The sequence below is a fragment of the Virgibacillus sp. CM-4 genome, assembly GCF_000445495.1.
Classification (GTDB): Bacteria; Bacillota; Bacilli; order Bacillales; family Amphibacillaceae; genus Virgibacillus; species Virgibacillus salexigens.
The window spans coordinates 338,536-356,444 of the sequence record NZ_AUQA01000006.1; the positions used below are offsets into that span (position 1 = coordinate 338,536).

General features: G+C 36.0%; 22 protein-coding genes. 20 read left to right on the forward strand and 2 right to left on the reverse strand.

Annotation, left to right across the window (positions count from 1 at the left end; genetic code table 11):
• The first annotated feature begins 146 nt into the window (after positions 1–146).
• From gcvT to gcvPB, 3 genes are read left to right on the forward strand one after another with little or no spacing between them, the layout of a single operon-like run.
• Entirely contained in the window at positions 147–1,262 is a 1,116-nt protein-coding gene (gene gcvT / locus M948_RS34925) for a glycine cleavage system aminomethyltransferase GcvT (protein ID WP_021291138.1), read from the forward strand.
• Positions 1,263–1,274: 12 nt separating this feature from the next.
• Positions 1,275–2,624, forward strand: a complete 1,350-nt coding sequence (gcvPA, locus tag M948_RS34930; RefSeq protein WP_021291139.1) for an aminomethyl-transferring glycine dehydrogenase subunit GcvPA — start codon at positions 1,275–1,277, stop codon at positions 2,622–2,624.
• Positions 2,617–4,077 (forward strand): aminomethyl-transferring glycine dehydrogenase subunit GcvPB, encoded by a 1,461-nt coding sequence (gene gcvPB, locus M948_RS34935; protein ID WP_021291140.1) that lies wholly within the window; start codon positions 2,617–2,619, stop codon positions 4,075–4,077. Before gcvPA ends, gcvPB begins: the two co-directional genes overlap by 8 nt.
• Positions 4,078–4,145: 68 nt before the next feature.
• On the opposite strand, the gene M948_RS34940 is transcribed toward gcvPB, so the two are convergent.
• On the reverse strand, positions 4,146–4,511 hold the full coding sequence (locus M948_RS34940) for a rhodanese-like domain-containing protein (RefSeq protein WP_021291141.1): 366 nt from the start codon (positions 4,509–4,511) through the stop codon (positions 4,146–4,148).
• A gap of 205 nt (positions 4,512–4,716) precedes the next feature.
• On the opposite strand from M948_RS34940, the gene mntR reads away from it, so the two are divergent.
• A complete protein-coding gene (gene mntR / locus M948_RS34945; protein ID WP_021291142.1) occupies positions 4,717–5,136 on the forward strand; it encodes a transcriptional regulator MntR in 420 nt (139 codons plus the stop codon).
• Positions 5,137–5,250: 114 nt separating this feature from the next.
• The gene (locus M948_RS34950; protein WP_021291143.1) at positions 5,251–6,144 is read left to right on the forward strand and encodes a patatin-like phospholipase family protein; all 894 of its coding nucleotides are present in this window, start codon (positions 5,251–5,253) and stop codon (positions 6,142–6,144) included.
• A gap of 31 nt (positions 6,145–6,175) precedes the next feature.
• Here M948_RS34950 and M948_RS34955 read toward each other — a convergent pair whose 3' ends face one another.
• Entirely contained in the window at positions 6,176–6,556 is a 381-nt protein-coding gene (locus M948_RS34955) for an SA1362 family protein (protein WP_021291144.1), read from the reverse strand.
• A 355-nt stretch (positions 6,557–6,911) separates the two neighbouring features.
• Here M948_RS34955 and M948_RS34960 point away from each other — a divergent pair, with 355 nt between their 5' ends.
• The 15 genes from M948_RS34960 to nusB all read left to right on the forward strand — a co-directional run bounded on the left by M948_RS34960 (position 6,912) and on the right by nusB (position 17,894).
• A complete protein-coding gene (locus tag M948_RS34960; protein ID WP_021291145.1) occupies positions 6,912–7,430 on the forward strand; it encodes a YqhR family membrane protein in 519 nt (172 codons plus the stop codon).
• A gap of 110 nt (positions 7,431–7,540) precedes the next feature.
• Positions 7,541–8,602 (forward strand): M24 family metallopeptidase, encoded by a 1,062-nt coding sequence (locus M948_RS34965; protein WP_021291146.1) that lies wholly within the window; start codon positions 7,541–7,543, stop codon positions 8,600–8,602.
• A gap of 15 nt (positions 8,603–8,617) precedes the next feature.
• Positions 8,618–9,175 (forward strand): elongation factor P, encoded by a 558-nt coding sequence (gene efp, locus M948_RS34970; RefSeq protein ID WP_021291147.1) that lies wholly within the window; start codon positions 8,618–8,620, stop codon positions 9,173–9,175.
• Between the two features lie 422 nt (positions 9,176–9,597).
• The gene (gene spoIIIAA, locus M948_RS34975) at positions 9,598–10,500 is read left to right on the forward strand and encodes a stage III sporulation protein AA (RefSeq protein WP_021291148.1); all 903 of its coding nucleotides are present in this window, start codon (positions 9,598–9,600) and stop codon (positions 10,498–10,500) included.
• A gap of 23 nt (positions 10,501–10,523) precedes the next feature.
• Positions 10,524–11,036, forward strand: a complete 513-nt coding sequence (gene spoIIIAB / locus M948_RS34980; RefSeq protein WP_021291149.1) for a stage III sporulation protein SpoIIIAB — start codon at positions 10,524–10,526, stop codon at positions 11,034–11,036.
• Between the two features lie 18 nt (positions 11,037–11,054).
• The gene (gene spoIIIAC, locus M948_RS34985) at positions 11,055–11,261 is read left to right on the forward strand and encodes a stage III sporulation protein AC (protein WP_021291150.1); all 207 of its coding nucleotides are present in this window, start codon (positions 11,055–11,057) and stop codon (positions 11,259–11,261) included.
• A 6-nt stretch (positions 11,262–11,267) separates the two neighbouring features.
• A complete protein-coding gene (gene spoIIIAD / locus M948_RS34990) occupies positions 11,268–11,660 on the forward strand; it encodes a stage III sporulation protein AD (RefSeq protein ID WP_021291151.1) in 393 nt (130 codons plus the stop codon).
• Positions 11,661–11,687: 27 nt separating this feature from the next.
• A complete protein-coding gene (gene spoIIIAE / locus M948_RS34995) occupies positions 11,688–12,863 on the forward strand; it encodes a stage III sporulation protein AE (protein ID WP_021291152.1) in 1,176 nt (391 codons plus the stop codon).
• Between the two features lie 10 nt (positions 12,864–12,873).
• Positions 12,874–13,494 carry a stage III sporulation protein AF gene (gene spoIIIAF, locus M948_RS35000; RefSeq protein WP_021291153.1) on the forward strand — a complete coding sequence of 207 codons (621 nt, stop codon included), beginning with the start codon at positions 12,874–12,876 and terminating at the stop codon, positions 13,492–13,494.
• On the forward strand, positions 13,491–14,120 hold the full coding sequence (gene spoIIIAG / locus M948_RS35005; protein WP_021291154.1) for a stage III sporulation protein AG: 630 nt from the start codon (positions 13,491–13,493) through the stop codon (positions 14,118–14,120). Before spoIIIAF ends, spoIIIAG begins: the two co-directional genes overlap by 4 nt.
• Positions 14,121–14,136: 16 nt before the next feature.
• Positions 14,137–14,769 carry a SpoIIIAH-like family protein gene (locus M948_RS35010; protein ID WP_021291155.1) on the forward strand — a complete coding sequence of 211 codons (633 nt, stop codon included), beginning with the start codon at positions 14,137–14,139 and terminating at the stop codon, positions 14,767–14,769.
• A 229-nt stretch (positions 14,770–14,998) separates the two neighbouring features.
• Positions 14,999–15,496: an acetyl-CoA carboxylase biotin carboxyl carrier protein gene (gene accB / locus M948_RS35015; protein ID WP_031335511.1), complete on the forward strand. Its 498-nt coding sequence runs from the start codon at positions 14,999–15,001 to the stop codon at positions 15,494–15,496.
• 13 nt (positions 15,497–15,509) lie between these two features.
• Entirely contained in the window at positions 15,510–16,871 is a 1,362-nt protein-coding gene (gene accC / locus M948_RS35020) for an acetyl-CoA carboxylase biotin carboxylase subunit (RefSeq protein ID WP_021291157.1), read from the forward strand.
• 28 nt (positions 16,872–16,899) lie between these two features.
• Positions 16,900–17,289 (forward strand): Asp23/Gls24 family envelope stress response protein, encoded by a 390-nt coding sequence (locus M948_RS35025; protein WP_021291158.1) that lies wholly within the window; start codon positions 16,900–16,902, stop codon positions 17,287–17,289.
• A gap of 224 nt (positions 17,290–17,513) precedes the next feature.
• Positions 17,514–17,894 carry a transcription antitermination factor NusB gene (nusB, locus tag M948_RS35030; RefSeq protein WP_021291159.1) on the forward strand — a complete coding sequence of 127 codons (381 nt, stop codon included), beginning with the start codon at positions 17,514–17,516 and terminating at the stop codon, positions 17,892–17,894.
• Positions 17,895–17,909 lie beyond the last annotated feature (15 nt).

The window sequence follows — 17,909 nt, forward strand, 5'->3', positions numbered from 1 at the left end:
ACCCAAGAAGAAAATACAAATTACCTATGGCGATTTGTATGAAACTTTCTGGTAGAAGGACAGAGATTTCATTGACAACCAATGAAATCTCTGTTTTTTTAATTTTCAGATTGCTGAATAATTCGAAAATCAAGGGAGTGACTGAGATGAGTGAATTAAAACAGACGCCATTGTATCCTGCTTATTCAAAGTACGGAGCAAAAACAATTGATTTCGGTGGCTGGGACCTTCCCGTTCAATTTACTGGAATTAAGCATGAACATGAAATTACTAGAACAAAAGCAGGTTTATTCGATGTGTCGCATATGGGAGAAATTATCATAAAAGGTCGTAAAAGTTTAGATTTTCTGCAAAAAATGGTTACAAACGATGTTGGTAAACTTACACCAAATCGAGCACAGTATACGTTAATGTGCTACGAAGACGGCGGTACGGTTGATGATTTTCTTATTTATATGTTGGATGAAGACGAATATCTTCTTGTTGTTAATGCTGCAAATACGGACAAAGATTATCAATGGCTCGTTGATCATAATGATTTTGAACCAACTGAACTAGTAATTCAAAATATTTCAGAATCACTTGTTCAATTGGCTATACAGGGGCCTGTGGCAGAGAGAATTCTGCAATCATTAACCGAGACGGACTTAGCAGATATACGATTTTTCCGATTCAAAGATCAAGTGTTTTTTAGGGGGATTGAACAGCCAGCACTTGTGTCTAGAACAGGCTACACAGGTGAAGATGGATTTGAAATCTACATTGATCAGAAAAATGGAATTGATTTGTGGGAGCTTATCTTACAGGAAGGAAAAGAAAGTGGTCTTGCACCGATTGGATTAGGTGCTAGAGATACATTGCGGTTCGAAGCCAATTTGCCACTCTATGGTCAAGAGATTAGCAAGGATATTAGTCCAATTGAAGCTGGTTTATCTTTTGCAGTAAAAGTAAATAAACATGCTGATTTTATTGGCAAGCACGTTTTAAAACAACAGATTGAAAACGGAACGGATAGGAAGCTAGTTGGAATAGAAATGATTGATAAAGGGATTCCCCGAACAGGATATGAAATTTATCATAATGGCCAATATGCCGGCTTTGTGACTTCTGGTACACAATCACCAACGTTACAGAAAAATATTGGACTAGCATTAATAAATACAGATCTAGCTCAAGTGGGAACAGAATTAGTTGTCCAAGTAAGAAAGAGAAGCGCTGTAGCTAAAGTGGTACAGACACCATTTTATCAAAGGCAAAAATAGGGGGAGTTGCAAATGGAATTTCGTTATTTACCAATGACGGTAGAGGATAAACAAGAAATGCTTGCTAGTATCGGAATTGACAGTACAGACGCTTTATTCTCTGATATACCAAAATCGGTTCGTCTTAAGACAGAAATGCAATTAAAGAAACCAGCCAATGAAGTTGAGTTAAAAAGGGAGCTAGCAACACTAGCTTCGAAAAATGCTAATTTAAATGATTATCGTTCTTTTTTAGGTGCGGGTGTATATGATCACTTCATTCCATCCGTTGTTGATCATGTTATTTCTAGATCTGAATTTTATACAGCATATACACCGTATCAGCCGGAAATTTCACAGGGAGAATTACAGGCAATTTTTGAATTTCAAACGATGATATCAGAATTAACTGGTATGGATGTAGCCAATTCCTCGATGTATGATGGAGGCACGTCTTTAGCAGAAGCAGTTAACTTAAGCGCAGCGCAAACAAAGCGAAAGAAAATTCTTGTATCGAAAGCTGTACATCCACAAAGTAGAGCAGTTATAGACACTTATGCAAAAGGCCCTAATCTAGAGATAGTTGAAATTGATGTACAGAATGGTAAGACCGACATGAATCAGCTTGCAAATGAATTAGATGAACAGACTGCAAGTGTGGTCGTACAATACCCTAACTTTTTCGGGCAATTAGAGTCAATGGAAGAGATTCAGGAACTACTCGTAAACCAAAAGAAAACCATGTTTATTGTTTCTAGTAATCCGTTGGCATTGGGATATTTAACGCCACCAGGGGATTTTGGTGCTGATATTGTTGTAGGTGATACACAAGTATTTGGAATTCCAGCTCAATTCGGTGGTCCACACTGCGGTTATTTTGCCACGACAAAAAAACTTATGCGGAAAGTTCCTGGCCGCCTAGTAGGGCAAACAACGGATGAGGAAGGCGTAAGAGGATTCGTGTTAACCCTTCAAGCAAGAGAACAGCACATTCGTAGAGATAAAGCGACGTCTAATATTTGCTCAAATCAAGCGTTGAATGCATTAGCTAGTTCCGTGGCAATGAGTTCATTAGGAAAGCATGGTTTAAAACAAATGGCTGCAATTAATATGAAAAAAGCACGCTATGCAAAACAAAAATTCCAAGAAGCAGGTATGGAAGTGGTTTACAATGGTTCATTTTTTAATGAGTTTGTTATTAAATTGAACAAATCAATTGCTGATTTGAATGATCAATTACTTGACATAGGTATTATAGGTGGCTACAACTTAGAGAAAGATTTTCCTGAAATGACTGGACACATGCTTGTAGCTGTCACAGAAAACCGTACAATCGAAGATATCGACCAGTTTGTTAGAGAAATGAGGGAGCTCAATGTATAACCAAGATTTTCCACTTATTTTTGAACATAGTAAACCAGGCAGAACGAGTTATAGTCTGCCAGAATTAGATGTCCCAGATATAGACTTAGATGCAGAGTTGGGGGAGCGTTATCTTCGTGAACAACCTCCCGAACTACCGGAAGTAAGCGAGTTAGATATCGTTCGTCATTACACCGGTCTATCTAATCGAAATTATGGTGTTGATTCAGGCTTTTATCCATTAGGATCTTGTACAATGAAATATAACCCTAAGTTAAATGAGGACATTGCTCGTTTGGATGGTTTTAGTCATATACATCCAGATCAACCAGAGAAGAGTGTTCAAGGTGCAATGGAAATGATGTATGACCTTCAAACAGCATTACGTGAAATTACAGGAATGGCTGAGGTTTCTTTACAATCAGCAGCTGGTGCACATGGTGAATGGACAGCATTAATGATGATCCGTGCCTTTCATGAGGCAAATGGTGATTTCCGTCGTACAAAAGTAATTGTCCCTGATTCTGCACATGGAACGAATCCAGCATCAGCAACAGTTGCAGGATTTGAGGCTGTAACAGTTAAATCTAATGACAAAGGGTTAGTAGATTTAGAAGACTTAAAACGAGTCGTAGGAGAAGATACGGCGGCGCTCATGTTAACAAATCCAAACACCCTTGGGTTATTCGAAACGGAAATCGAGGAAATGGCAAAAATCGTTCATGAAGCTGGGGGCAAACTTTATTATGATGGTGCCAATCTAAATGCGATTATGGGCTACGCTCGACCAGGCGATATGGGATTTGATGCAGTTCATTTAAATCTTCACAAAACATTTACAGGGCCTCATGGCGGTGGTGGTCCCGGTTCTGGTCCTGTAGGAGTTACGGAAGAATTAAAAGCTTTCTTACCAAAACCTTTATTAATTAAAAAAGATGGCATTTATACGTTTGATAATGATCGCCCTCAGTCTATCGGAAGAATCAAGCCTTACTATGGGAATTTTGGTATTAATTTACGAGCATACACGTATATTCGAACAATGGGTGCAGAAGGATTGAAAAAAGTAAGTGAATACGCGGTACTAAATGCTAATTATATGATGAGAAAATTAGAATCAACTTATGAACTGCCGTTTAAGCAGCATTGTAAGCATGAATTTGTGCTATCTGGCAAACAACAGAAAAAATTAGGTGTGCGGACATTAGATATTGCAAAACGTTTACTCGATTATGGCTATCATCCACCAACCATTTATTTCCCTTTAAATGTGGAAGAGGCATTAATGGTTGAACCAACGGAAACAGAATCAAAAGAAACGTTGGATGGCTTTGTAGAAACAATGCTCAGAATAGCGGATGAAGTAAAAGAGGAACCGGAATTGGTTCAAGAAGCTCCTCATCATACCATCGTGAAACGGATGGATGAAACGACTGCAGCAAGAAAACCAATCCTCAAATACGAATCAAAATAAATCAGTAATAATAACAGCCTGGTGGCAAATTTCTTGCTACCAGGCTGTTGGCTATATAAAAACATAATTTATTTGATCTTACCAGTCCATTTTTTGAATCCGCCTTTTAAGACATTAATATCTTTATATCCTTTTTTATTGAGGAGTTGTGCTGCACGTGCTGCACGTGATCCACTTTGACAATAAAGATACACTGGTTTATCTTTGCGTAATTCAATTAACCGTTGCTTCATTTGGGTAACTGGAATGTTTCTGGCACCTAGTATGTGACCGCGTTTAAATTCTTGAGGTTCTCTTACATCAATAAGTTGCGCTTTTCGATAGCCTTCTTTAAATTGATCTTCTGTTAATGTTTTTAAATACATACGTTGTCTAAAGTATCGGAAAACACCGAAGACAACTAAAGCAACGATGAGTACTACTAAAAATTCCATGCTTTTTCCCCCGTCTATCACATTTATACATTATCTATTATAGTCGGTACACCATGATTTTTCAAAAGTTATTGCTGCAAAAGCAGTAGATAATCTTTTGTTAAACGTCTTATATTGCTTGTATCACTTACTTATTTCCTGTATCCTTTGTATTGAAACAGTTTTGCATAAGACTAAAATTTATTCTTGGAAGTGAGGAAAGCGAATGCCTACTCCTAGTATGGAAGATTACATCGAACAAATATACAACTTAATGGAAGCGAAAGGATATGCAAGAGTTTCGGACATAGCAGAAGCACTTGAGGTTCATCCTTCTTCCGTAACAAAAATGGTACAAAAATTAGATCGAGACGATTACTTAAATTATGAAAAATATAGAGGATTCATTTTAACAGCAAAAGGTAAAAAGGTTGGTGAACGTTTAGTATTTCGTCATGAATTATTAGAAGAATTTCTAGAAATTATCGGTGTAGATAATGAAAATATTTATGTAGATGTCGAAGGAATTGAACATCACCTTAGTTGGAATTCTATTGATCGAATCGGTGATGTTGTTAACTATTTTAAAGCAGATGGTTCACGCGTAGAGGAATTGAAAAAAATGCATCAAGAAGCAGAACAGTAACGTTTATTATAAATCATGTTCTAAATGCTCCTTTCTTTGCTTACAAATATAAGAGAAACTTCCTTATCCAGTATATGCTGGTTTGGAAGGAACAAGCGATAGAGGGGAAAGCATATGAAAATTGATGGTGTTTTTTCTGGTGGTGGGGTAAAAGCTTATGCTTTTATCGGCGCTTTACAACAAATCGAGCATGCAGGTTTATCGTTTGAACGTGTTGCAGGTACATCAGCAGGTGCTATTATCGCTTCGTTATTAGCCGCAGGGTACGATCATCAAGAAATAGAAATACTATTAGATGAATTAGACCTCAAGAAATTATTGGATCCGCCTGCATTAACAAAATTGTTTCCTTTTACGAAATGGTTGTTTTTATATTTTCAGTTAGGTATTCATAAAGGGAATCAACTGGAGAAATGGATCTACCGAAAGCTTGCAACGAAAGGTATATATACATTTAAAGATATTGATCCCAGTTACTTAAAGGTAGTTGCGAGTGACATTTCTTTAGGAAAACTTGTTGTAATACCAGATGATTTGGAACGTATTTACGGGATTAATTCAGCTTATTTCTCAGTAGCAAAGGCAGTTCGAATGAGCGCTGGATTTCCTTATTTTTTTATGCCCAAAAAAATGATAAGCAAGAATCGCAAAAAAAGTTTTATCGTAGATGGAGGGCTGTTAAGTAATTTCCCATTATGGGTGTTTGAAGATAGACACGGAAGAAAGAAAAGACCTATTTTAGGTGTAAAATTGAGTACTTCAGCAATTGATAAATTGGAACCAAGAAAAATATCCAATGCAATTGATATGCTACATGCGTTATTTGCAACAATGAAGGAAGCTCATGATGCAAGGTACATATCTAAATCACAGAGTAATAATATCATTTTCATTCCAGTTGAAAGTGTAACAAGTACGAATTTTTATATTAGTGAACAAGTAAAAGACTCCCTTATTCATGAAGGCTATGAAAGTGCAAAAGCTTTTTTACCCCATTGGCCGAAATAGTTACATATGAATGTAAAGAAAGGATCGAGCTTTAAAAAGAAGCTCGATCCTTTCTTTTATGTTTATTTCCATCAATAACACGTAAATGGGCAGCCTTTTTATTTCGTTTTCTTTTTGGAGAGGACGGTTGTTGTACTCTTGGCGTAGTCGTTGTATTTTTTCCTGGTTGTACTTGATGGTATTTAGCTTTTGATTGTTTAACAGCTTGTTTATATTTTTTCATCTCATTGGGAGATGTTCGTTTTCTTATAAATACAAAATAAAAGACAGCGAATATGGCAATACCAACTCCGATTGAAACGAAAAGGCTACTAAAGAAATTTGCTGTATTTGTAAACAATTGTGAGATTAGTCCAACTGCGGCTAAGCAAAGGATAATTAAAACAGGTATAGAGATCGATTTTCTAGTCATCACATATGTCCTCCTTCATCATTCACATTATACCCACCTATTATGTGTATACCACTCTGTAAAAATTTATATCAGGCTTTTACAAAAGATTTTCAAAGAATGCATATTACGCTTTTTTTAAGCTAGCTTAATATAAATTCTTTCCTGTTTTCTCAAAATTATTCCAATCGGAAAGTCTTTTCTTACATTTTACTGGAAATCAACTTAGATAACTAGATCAAATCAAGTGAAAATAATATTTATATCCGTGAACTATTCAGTTAGAACGCTGTAATAGTAGTATTGTCCTGATTATTAAACTTTATAGGATTGGTTGTAAGTCATATGGTCATAATAATAATTAGAGGTGGTTAGAATGAAACAGCAAAATCAACAACTTGAACAGAACAAACATGAAAATCCAATGACAATCCTGTCAAGATCATTACTTACAGGTTTTATTGGAGGCATTATATGGAGCATATTCGCTACAATTCTATACTATTTTAATTTTACGGAAGTTGCTCCGAAATCGTTTATATTAAGTTCATGGTTTCATGCCGAATGGATAGATACATGGCTGGGTACGGTGATTACCATTATAGCAATCGGCTTACTTTCTTTAGTAACCGCACTTGTTTATTATGGATTATTAAAAAAAGTCAGTTCCATCTGGATGGGGGTTGTCTTTGGTATCGTTCTTTGGATCATTATATTTTATATTATGAATCCAATATTCTCTACTGTTCCACAAGTAGCTGATTTGGACATGGATACCATTGTAACAACTTTATGCGTATTTATTCTATATGGAACCTTTATCGGATATTCCATTTCCTATGATTATCATGATCTGCAAAGAGCGAAAGAGGATAGTAAAAACGCGAAAGCATAATGACCTACTTCGTTTAGCTTATGTTATTCAAACGTGCAGGTTTATGATAAACTGAATACAGTCTGCGTTTTAGATAAATGAAGTGAGAATAACAGGGAAGGGATGAGGTCATGGAAAAGCTTACTAAATTGCGAAATGCATTGGAAAGTAATCATGTTGATGGCATTTTAATAACAAGTGCAATTAATAGACATTATATTACTGGATTTACTGGTACGGCAGGGGTTGTAATTATTAGCAGCTCTGATGCAAGATTCGTTACTGATTTTCGATACACAGAACAAGCAAGTGAACAAGCTAAAGGTTTTCAGGTAGTTGAACATAAACAAGGCATTGATCTCGAAATTCAAGATCAATTGCAGGAAATGGGAATTACACGTCTTGGATTCGAGAAAGATCACGTCACGTACCGGCAATATGAGCAATTTAAAAGCGTTTTTGATGCAGAGTTAGTACCTGTTAGCGGAATAGTTGAGTCGCTACGCCTAATTAAAACAAGTGATGAATTAGATATAATGAAGAAAGCGGCAAAAATTGCGGATGATGCATTTGACCATATTCAACATTATATTAAACCAGGGGTAAGTGAAATTGACATCTCTAATGAGTTGGAATTTTTTATGCGTAAACAAGGTGCTACTTCCTCTAGTTTTGATATAATTGTAGCTTCTGGTGAACGCTCGGCTTTACCACATGGGGTTGCCTCGGATAAGAAAATCCAGACAGGAGAATTAGTTACTTTGGATTACGGTGCTTTATATCAAGGTTATTGTTCAGATACAACTCGAACAGTAGCGGTTGGTGAAATAAGTGAAGAATTAACCAAAATCTATAATACCGTTCTTGAAGCCCAGTTACGAGGTGTAAACTACATTAAACCAGGTGTAACAGGAAAAGAAGTGGATGCTGTTACGAGAGATTATATTAAAGAGAACGGTTACGGCGACTATTTCGGTCATTCAACTGGTCATGGGCTAGGACTTGAAGTTCATGAAGGACCTGCACTCTCATTTCGAAATGATCAAAATTTAGAAGCCGGTATGGTCGTTACAGTTGAACCAGGTATCTATGTTCCCGCTGTAGGAGGCTGTCGTATTGAGGATGATATCGTTGTGACGGAAACTGGAAGCGAGCGGTTAACACATTCACCAAAAGAGTTAATTTATTTGTAATGGGAGGAATAGGAATTGATTTCGGTAAATGATTTTAAGACAGGACTAACGATAGAAGTAGACAATGGAATTTGGCAAGTAATTGAGTTTCAACATGTGAAACCGGGAAAAGGAGCTGCATTCGTACGTTCTAAGTTACGCAATTTACGTAATGGAAGTATTCAAGAAAAGACATTCCGTGCTGGGGAAAAAGTTAGCAAAGCCCATATAGAAACAAGAAAAATGCAATACTTGTATGCATCTGGAGATTCACATGCTTTTATGGATACAAATACGTACGAACAAATTGAGCTTACTTCGAGTCAGATCGAAGAAGAACTGAAGTATATAAAAGAGAATATGGAAGTATCTGTTATTACCTATGAAGGTGAAATCTTAGGAGTGGAGCTTCCGAATAACGTCGAATTGGAAGTTACTGAAACTGAACCAGGGATTAAAGGGGATACTGCAAGTGGTGGTTCTAAACCAGCAACCCTTGAAACAGGGCATATCGTACAAGTTCCATTCTTCATTAATCAGGGTGATGTATTAGTAATTAATACTTCTGATGGAAAATATGTATCAAGAGCATAATGATAGAATTTCAATCAAATTGTTAAAGCTGTCGGGTATTACTCGACAGCTTTTTGTTTATCTGCAGAAATATCGGCGGACTGCTTCTATCATCATTTTTTTCTTTCCACATCGTACTAGAAAGGCTCCTTCCACTTTACATTAGCCCCTTGTTGAACTCCCTTTTGAAGTTAGACTTCCATTTTTCTCCATTAGGCGTAAACCCCTCTTGAGTCTTCTTCTGTCTCAACTATACATTCTTGTTCCATTTTTAATTGCTTGTGCATTCCAAAAATACAGAGAATAGTCAATTAATTAACTGCTTTCTATTAATAATAGTAGGTTATTAATAAATGCTTCGTAATGGCTAGTGTAAATAGGTCATAATTTGTCCAAGCGAGCATACATTGACTAGTAAGTGATATAAAAAGTGAGGAAAATTTATGGAGGAAATAATTAGACTCTTCCCAGAAGGAATACAACATGAACTAAATAGTAGAATTGGGAATAGATGGGATCAGCTACAAGAAATCCGCTTACGACTAAATAGGCCCTTGGAATTAATCTTTCATACCAAACAAGAGTGGCTCAATCAAGCTTTACCAAACAAGCTTGATTTTGTACACATTATTAACCAACTTAGTGAATATTCTTTATATCGTATGGAAGAAGAGCTTAGAGAAGGATATATGACAATTGAAGGTGGACATCGTATCGGTTTAGCAGGAAAAGTAAATACATTAAATGGTGCTGTTAAAGCAATTCAATTCATCACTTTTTTGAATATACGTATTGCTAAGGAAAAAATTGGTGTTGCAACTAAAATTATGCCTTATCTCTATCACCAAGGGTATCTGAATACACTCATCGTAGGTGCACCACAAACCGGAAAAACAACGCTTATTCGAGACATCGCAAGAATTATTTCCACAGGTTGGAAGAACGTCCCTGCTAAAAAAGTAGGTGTTATCGATGAACGATCTGAAATCGCTGCATCGATTAAAGGAGTACCTCAACATGATTTAGGGTTAAGAACAGACGTTATGGATGCATGTCCTAAAGCCGAAGGAATGATGATGATGATACGGTCGATGTCACCGGAAATACTTATTGTTGATGAAATCGGCGGTAAGAAGGATGTGGATGCGTTATTGGAAGCTTTAAACGCTGGTGTGGTTGTTGTATGTAGCGTACATGGACAAACACTAGAAGAACTAAAAAAGCGTCCTACGATACAAGCACTTATAAATCAAAGAATCTTTCATCGTTATCTTATTTTAGACAGCACATTATCGATGGGACGTTTTCGAGGGATACACGATGCAGAGGGAAAACGAATGTCATAACAATACAATGGAGGTTTGATCCAATGCAATGGGTTGGTGCACTTTTGTTTATTTGTACAACGACGTGGATTGGATTTGAATGGAGTAATCGTTTAGCAAATCGCCCAAAGCATATTCGCCAGGTGAAAAATGCTTTACAGATTCTTGAAGCTGAAATGATGTATAGTCAATTGCCATTACAAGATGCTTTTCACACGATTAAAAATCAAACCCCGTTTCCAATACATGCTTTCTTCGATCGGTTGTATAAAAATATGAATCAGGAAAGTAAAGATTTTGGTATTGTTTGGCAGAATAGTTTAGATGAGCTGATGGATATTTCTTGTTTAGGAAATAACGAAAAAGAGATCTTACTCCAATTTGGACAAACGTTAGGGCAACATGATTTTCTTCAACAACAAAAGCATATCCAATTAGCTGCAAGTCATTTGGATCGAGAATTAGAAGACGCCAGCGAACAGTATCAGAAATATGGCAAGATGACAAAGAGTTTAGGGGTATTATGTGGATTATTTATTGTATTGCTGCTTCTATAGGGGAAAGGAGTTAACCCGATGTTTACAGATGCTACTATCTTGTTTCAAATAGCCGGTATAGGAATTATTGTAGCCTTAATTCATACGATTTTAAAACAAATGGGTAAAGAAGAAATTGCTCAATTTGCCACCTTAATTGGATTTATTATCGTGCTCGTACTCGTTATAGATGGTTTATCCGATTTATTTCAGCAAATCAAATCTGTATTTCTCTATCAAGGGTAATGCTATATGGATATTTTACAAATAGTAACATTGGGCCTTGTAGCTAGTTTGCTATTTATCATCTTAAAAGATGTAAATAGTACCTTTGCTTTTTTTGTAATTGTTATAACAGGCATCATTATTTTTATTTCTATTATCCAACAAATTGGCAGTATTTTTCAATTAATTCAAACACTAGGTGCTAAGGCTCAAGTAGATGGCATGTATTTGGAAACCATTCTAAAGATCATTGGGATTGCATATATTGCTGAGCTGGGTGCAAGTATTACGAAAGATGCGGGATTAGCATCCGTAGCATCTAAGATAGAGCTTGCAGGTAAAATATTTATTTTATTATTAGCGGTTCCAATTATTACAGCTGTTATTGAGGCAATTTTACGATTCTTACCTGCCACGTAAATTTCCAGAAAGGAGTAAATATTAGGAATGAAATCAACTAAAAAAATGGTATTCCTGTTATTCACTTTTTTCTTTTTCTTTCTGGGACAAGCATCGATTTCAGCAAGTACGGACGTTCCTGAAATACAAGATAGTATGCTCAAAGAGATCTCGTTGGAAGGTGTACAAAAATATTGGGGGGAACTGGTTCAAGAATACGGTGGTTATCTGCCTGAACTTGAAAAAACAAGTGTTTATGAATTCATTAAAGATCAAGGTTCTATCTCCTTAAAGAATATTCTAATTGGATTTGTAGAATTTTTATTTCATGAATTAATTCTAAATGGAAAATTGCTAGGCTCTTTGTTTATGTTAACTCTGTTTTCCATTATGCTACAAACCATGCATAATGCTTTTGAAAAGAGCACTGTAAGCAAGATTGCTTATTTTGTTGTTTATATCGTGTTAATTTTTTTAGCATTAAATAGCTTTTATTCAGCAGTTACATATGCGAAAGATGCGATTGATAGTATGAGTAGTTTTATGATCGCTCTGTTGCCACTGGTACTTGGTCTTATGGCATCATTTGGTAATGTCGTAGCTGTTTCTTTTTTTCATCCAATTATTATCTTTCTTATTCATGCTTGTGGTTTAATTATTTCTTCCTTCGTTTTACCCTTACTATTCTTATCTGCTTTATTAGTCATTGTTAGTAGCTTAAATGAAAATTATAAGGTTACACATCTTGCTAATCTATTCAAAACGGTTGGTTTAGGCACATTGGGTGTATTTTTAACGATTTTTTTAAGTGTGATGTCGGTTCAAGGTGCAGCCAGTGCAATTCAAGATGGCGTAGCAATGAAAACAGCAAAATTCATTACAGGAAATTTCATCCCTGTTGTCGGTCGAACATTTACGGATGCTGCGGATACAATACTTAGTGCTTCCTTATTATTAAAAAATGCAATTGGAATTGTAGGCGTACTCATTATCTTATTCATTGCACTATTCCCGGCATTAAAGATATTTGCTATTGCCATTATCTACAAATTGGCCGCCGCCGTCCTACAGCCAATTGGCGATGGCCCTGTGATAACGACACTAAATACCATTAGTAAATATATCGTATTTATTCTAGCCTGTCTTTTGGCAGTTTCGTTTATGTTCTTTTTAGCAATCGTTATTATAATTGTAGCAAGTAATCTTACTTTGCTATTACGATAGGGTGATAAGTATGGAAATGTTAATTGATTGGGTTACACAAATTATCTTGTTTTTACTCTTAGCAGCAATCATAGATTTAATTATTCCATCAGGATCAATGAAAAAATATATCAAATTGGTAGTAGGTTTAATTCTTATACTCATTTTATTAAAACCAATTTTTTTCCTATTTAATATTGATATTAAAAGTGCCTTGGAAGCTTCTATAGACAGGGTTGAGGAAGGCAGGATAGAAGAAGAATCAATGGAAAATTTAATTGAATCTCAAAAAAATGAAATAGATGGCACACAAGATGCATATATTTTAGAACAAATGGCTGTCCAACTAAATGATTTAGCAGAACAACCACTTCAAGAGGAATTTCAAACAGAGATAAGAGATATACAGTTTTTGTTTGCTAATGAACAGGAGATGACATTTGAAAATTTGGATGAAGTCATTGTTTATTTACGAGAATCAAATGATGGGGAGGGAGCAGTGAGTATAGTTGATGATGTTGTAATTAATACGGACAACCCTGATACGGCAAAAGAAAATGAGCAGAATGAAGAGATAAAAGCATTGCTTAAGGATGTATGGGAGCTCGAAGATAAAAAACTTACACTGCAATGGGAGGGAGGGGCATCTTGAAAGAAAAATTAGAAAAACTTTTCCAAAAGGCAGATGGCAGTAAGAAACCACCTAAAAAACTAGGATATATCGTTATTTTAGGATTGGTAAGTATAATGTTACTTATTGTAGGAAATATCTTTTCTTCATCCCCAGAGTCAATGGATGAACAGCAACCAATAGAACAAACACCTACCGAACAACCAGCTCAAGAAACAGCATCCAATAAAACGAATACAACTTCTAATATGGAGGAACTAGAATCCATTTACACCAAAGATTTACAAGAGTTATTAAACAAAATTAAAGGCGTTTCTGACGCAGAAGTAATGGTCAATCTAGAATCTACAAATATAAAAGTTTATGAGAAAAATCTAGTAAAAGGGCAACAAACAACGAAAGAAACAGATAAAAATGGTGGCACCAGAGAGGTAGAGGATTCAACAGAAGAAGCGCAAACAGTATTGGTTAGACAAGGTGAAAAAGAGGTACCATTGCTTATTCAGACAAAGAAACCAGAAGTAAGGGGTGTATTTATCGTAGCAAAAGGAGCTGATCATGCAACTGTAAAAAAATGGATAGTTGAAGCTGTTTCAAGAGTATTAGATGTTCCTACGCATAGAGTATCTGTAATGCCGAAGAATTAAAGGGAGGAATGATTTTATGTTAAAAAAGCAAACAGTTTGGTTATTAACGATGTTAAGTTTAATGATTGTATTAAGTGTTTATTATATGACTTCTCCAGACAATGAAGATCTCGCTTATATTAATGAAGGACAAGGAAATGGTAATGAAGCGGTACCAACAGATTCAGATACAACCGATTCAGATGGTAATGCAGAAGTAGACGATATTTCGAATGTTGGACAAGATCAGCTATTTACTACAATTCGAATGGAATTACAAGATGAACGAGACATGGAAAAAGAAAGACTCACAGATATTGTAGCGTCTAGTTCATCAACGCCTGCAGAAAAAGACAAAGCTTTAGAAGCAATCGATAGTATTGAAGACCGTTCATCGAAAGAAAAAATATTAGAAGAATCCATTATTGCTTCTGCGAATTATGAAGACGTGTTAGTCCGTTCAGAAGAAGATAGTGTGACGGTACAAGTTAAAGTAGAAGAGAGCTTACCTAAGTCAGACGCTGTTTCTATTATACAAATGGTTAAAGATGAATTAGGAGATAAGAAAGTTAATGTATCCTATGTTCCTTCTGAAACGCAAGCTGAAACTGAAAACAATGAAACGGAAGGCAGTGAAACTGAAAATACAAAAACCGAAAGCAATCAATAATTATTATTTGACGATCCGGGAACTTGAGTTACCCGGATTTTTCATTTACATTGATTGTTCAAACATTCGCTTTCCACTAGTAACATTGGTATAATAAAACGGAAAGCTATGAATACGGTGCATGACCTCTTCATAATAAATCTTGAAGTTTGTTATGTATTTATCGTAGAATATTAAGAGGAGTTATTAGTACCTAATAACAAGTTTAACGATGAAGGGGTGCCAAACAATCATGAATGTAAATGAAATACAAGAAATTATAAAACTGATTGACAAATCGACCATTGAAGAATTCACGTACGAATCACATGGAACTTCAGTGTCACTGAAGAAAACAAGTACAACGAAAAAACTACAAGATGCTCCCGCTTTACCGGCTTCACTCTCTCCTGAGCCAGCTGAAGCTGCAACACCAGCAGAGCGCCAAGTTGTGGAACGTAAGGTAGAAGAGCCTGTGAAAGAGGATCCTAGCAGTAAGCCTGCATACGATCATGAAATTGTATCGCCAATGGTAGGAACATTTTATACTGCACCATCCCCTGAAAAAGGTGATTTTGTAAAATTGGGAAGTAAAGTGGACAAATCATCGGTTGTTTGTATAGTTGAGGCGATGAAATTATTTAATGAAATCGAAGCCGAAGTTTCAGGAGAAATTGTAGAAATCCTAGTTGAAAATGGTGAGCTTGTTGAATATGGCCAGCCATTATTCCGGGTAAACACAAAGTAAGGGGATGTAAAGAGTGATTAAAAAACTGTTGATTGCTAACAGAGGAGAAATAGCAGTTCGGATTATTCGAGCATGTAAAGAGTTAGACATCGAAACCGTAGCTGTATATTCCCAAGCAGATAGTGAAGCACTACATGTACAAATGGCCGATGAAGCTTATTGTATTGGTCCAACACAGAGTAAAGACAGCTATCTTAACTTTACAAATATCATGAGTGTAGCAATATTAACCGAAGTCGATGCGATTCATCCTGGTTATGGCTTTTTGGCAGAGAATGCTGATTTTGCGGAGATTTGCCGTGCATGCAATATTACTTTTGTCGGCCCTACCCCTGAAGCAATACAAAAGATGGGGATTAAGGATGTTGCGAGAAAAACAATGGACGAAGCGAATGTTCCAATTGTTCCGGGCTCAAAAGGAATTATTGAAAATGAAGACGAAGCAATTTCGATAGCAGAAGAAATAGGTTATCCAGTTATTATAAAAGCTACTGCTGGTGGTGGTGGTAAAGGAATTCGAGTTGCTCGCTCAGAAGAAGAGTTGCTTAAAGGGATTGAACTAACCCAAAAAGAAGCAGAAACATCTTTTGGTAATGCTGGTGTATACCTCGAAAAATATATAGAAGATTTTCGACATGTTGAGATTCAAATATTGGCTGACAGACATGGAAATGTCGTTCATTTAGGAGAACGTGATTGCAGTATTCAACGAAGGTTGCAAAAGTTGATTGAAGAATCTCCATCTCCTGCATTAACACCAGAACTTAGAGCGAAAATGGGAGAGGCTTCTGTGAAAGCTGCTAAAGCAGTTGGATATGAAGGTGCAGGAACAATTGAATACATTTTTGATCGTACAAGTAATTCCTTTTATTTTATGGAAATGAATACCCGAATTCAAGTAGAACATCCAGTAACAGAAATGGTAACTGGGTTGGATCTAATTAAAGAGCAGATTAATGTGGCCAATAATGAAGAGCTGTCTATTAAACAATCCGATATTACGCTGGAAGGTTGGGCGATTGAGTGTAGAATAAATGCTGAGAATCCATTTAAAAACTTTATGCCTTCTGCCGGAACTATTGACATGTACTTACCACCAGGAGGACTTGGGGTAAGGGTGGATTCAGCGGTATACTCTGATTATCGGATACCACCTTTTTATGATTCAATGGTGGCCAAATTAATTACGTATGGTAATACCCGTGAAGAAGCAATTAAGCGCATGAAACGGTCATTAGATGAATTTATTGTGGAAGGTGTTCATACAACCATTCCTTTCCATCGGTTAATCATGGAGAATAAAGTATTTATTAATGGTGATTTCAATACCAAATTTCTTGAAGAAAATCCCATCGTACAAGACAAAACGGAATAGAATCGATTATAAATAAAGGAGTGAGCACATGAGTGAACAACCTCTACTGAACGTTAGTGAAGATAATCTAGGTAAAGTAGAAATAGCGCCTGAAGTAATCGAAGTTATTGCTGGAATAGCTGCGACAGAAGTTGATGGTCTCTACGCAATGCGTGGGAATTTCGCGTCCGGCGTAGCAGAACGATTTGGAAAGAAAGCGCATAGTAAAGGGGTAAAGGTTGAATTAACAGAAAGCGGAATAAGTATCGATCTTTTTGTTATCTTGAACTTTGGAGTATCTATCCCCCAAGTAGCTCAATTGCTTCAATCCAATATCAGACAAACATTAAAGAATATGACTGCTTTAGATATTGATGAAATCAATGTTCATGTTGTCGGGATCCAAATGGAAGAAGGCTCCGATGAAATAGAAGCTTAATTCAAGAGGTCAAGCGGATTTATATCCGATTGGCCTCTTATTCATTTAGATACCTAGCCCTCCACAACAAATGTATGTTGCACATTGCCTTGGATTTGTTTGGTTCGGAGCAGGTATCAATAAGCTGAAATCCTTTTTTATATATGATACATTTGCTGATTGTAGCGTTGGGTTAATAATCGTGTTATTATTTGTAGAAGATACGTTAAAAGGAGTTACCAATAATGAACAGACACACGGCAAGAGAAAAGGCATTACAGATATTGTTCCAATTAGATATTAATGATAATCAACCAATCGAAGCAATGAATCATTTTTTAGAAAACGAGACAAAAGATGCTTTTTTAACCATTCTCGTGGAAGGGGTAGCAAAGTATAAAGTTGAGATAGACGATTTAATATCTGAGAAGCTTGAAAATTGGACAATTGACCGAATTGCCTCTGTTGAGAAGACAATTTTACGAATTGCTATCTTCGAACTAAATTATTTAGAAGATATTCCAACGAATGTTTCAATAAACGAAGCAATTGAATTAGGGAATACATATGGTGATGATAATTCAGGCAAATTTATCAATGGTGTACTATCTAAATTTGTAAATTAATTATACAGAGGGGGA

Excerpts from the sequence above, each read along its gene's own strand:
- M948_RS34955 (WP_021291144.1), bottom strand. The coding sequence starts at position 6,556 with ATGACTAGAAAATCGATCTCTATACCTGTTTTAATTATCCTTTGCTTA.
- spoIIIAF (WP_021291153.1), top strand. The coding sequence starts at position 12,874 with ATGGAAATGTTAATTGATTGGGTTACACAAATTATCTTGTTTTTACTC.
- spoIIIAD (WP_021291151.1), top strand. The coding sequence starts at position 11,268 with ATGGATATTTTACAAATAGTAACATTGGGCCTTGTAGCTAGTTTGCTA.
- gcvPB (WP_021291140.1), top strand. The coding sequence starts at position 2,617 with ATGTATAACCAAGATTTTCCACTTATTTTTGAACATAGTAAACCAGGC.
- gcvPA (WP_021291139.1), top strand. The coding sequence starts at position 1,275 with ATGGAATTTCGTTATTTACCAATGACGGTAGAGGATAAACAAGAAATG.
- spoIIIAE (WP_021291152.1), top strand. The coding sequence starts at position 11,688 with ATGAAATCAACTAAAAAAATGGTATTCCTGTTATTCACTTTTTTCTTT.
- spoIIIAC (WP_021291150.1), top strand. The coding sequence starts at position 11,055 with ATGTTTACAGATGCTACTATCTTGTTTCAAATAGCCGGTATAGGAATT.
- gcvT (WP_021291138.1), top strand. The coding sequence starts at position 147 with ATGAGTGAATTAAAACAGACGCCATTGTATCCTGCTTATTCAAAGTAC.
- spoIIIAA (WP_021291148.1), top strand. The coding sequence starts at position 9,598 with ATGGAGGAAATAATTAGACTCTTCCCAGAAGGAATACAACATGAACTA.
- M948_RS34965 (WP_021291146.1), top strand. The coding sequence starts at position 7,541 with ATGGAAAAGCTTACTAAATTGCGAAATGCATTGGAAAGTAATCATGTT.
- M948_RS35025 (WP_021291158.1), top strand. The coding sequence starts at position 16,900 with ATGAGTGAACAACCTCTACTGAACGTTAGTGAAGATAATCTAGGTAAA.
- M948_RS34950 (WP_021291143.1), top strand. The coding sequence starts at position 5,251 with ATGAAAATTGATGGTGTTTTTTCTGGTGGTGGGGTAAAAGCTTATGCT.
- M948_RS34940 (WP_021291141.1), bottom strand. The coding sequence starts at position 4,511 with ATGGAATTTTTAGTAGTACTCATCGTTGCTTTAGTTGTCTTCGGTGTT.
- mntR (WP_021291142.1), top strand. The coding sequence starts at position 4,717 with ATGCCTACTCCTAGTATGGAAGATTACATCGAACAAATATACAACTTA.
- M948_RS34960 (WP_021291145.1), top strand. The coding sequence starts at position 6,912 with ATGAAACAGCAAAATCAACAACTTGAACAGAACAAACATGAAAATCCA.
- nusB (WP_021291159.1), top strand. The coding sequence starts at position 17,514 with ATGAACAGACACACGGCAAGAGAAAAGGCATTACAGATATTGTTCCAA.
- M948_RS35010 (WP_021291155.1), top strand. The coding sequence starts at position 14,137 with ATGTTAAAAAAGCAAACAGTTTGGTTATTAACGATGTTAAGTTTAATG.
- spoIIIAB (WP_021291149.1), top strand. The coding sequence starts at position 10,524 with ATGCAATGGGTTGGTGCACTTTTGTTTATTTGTACAACGACGTGGATT.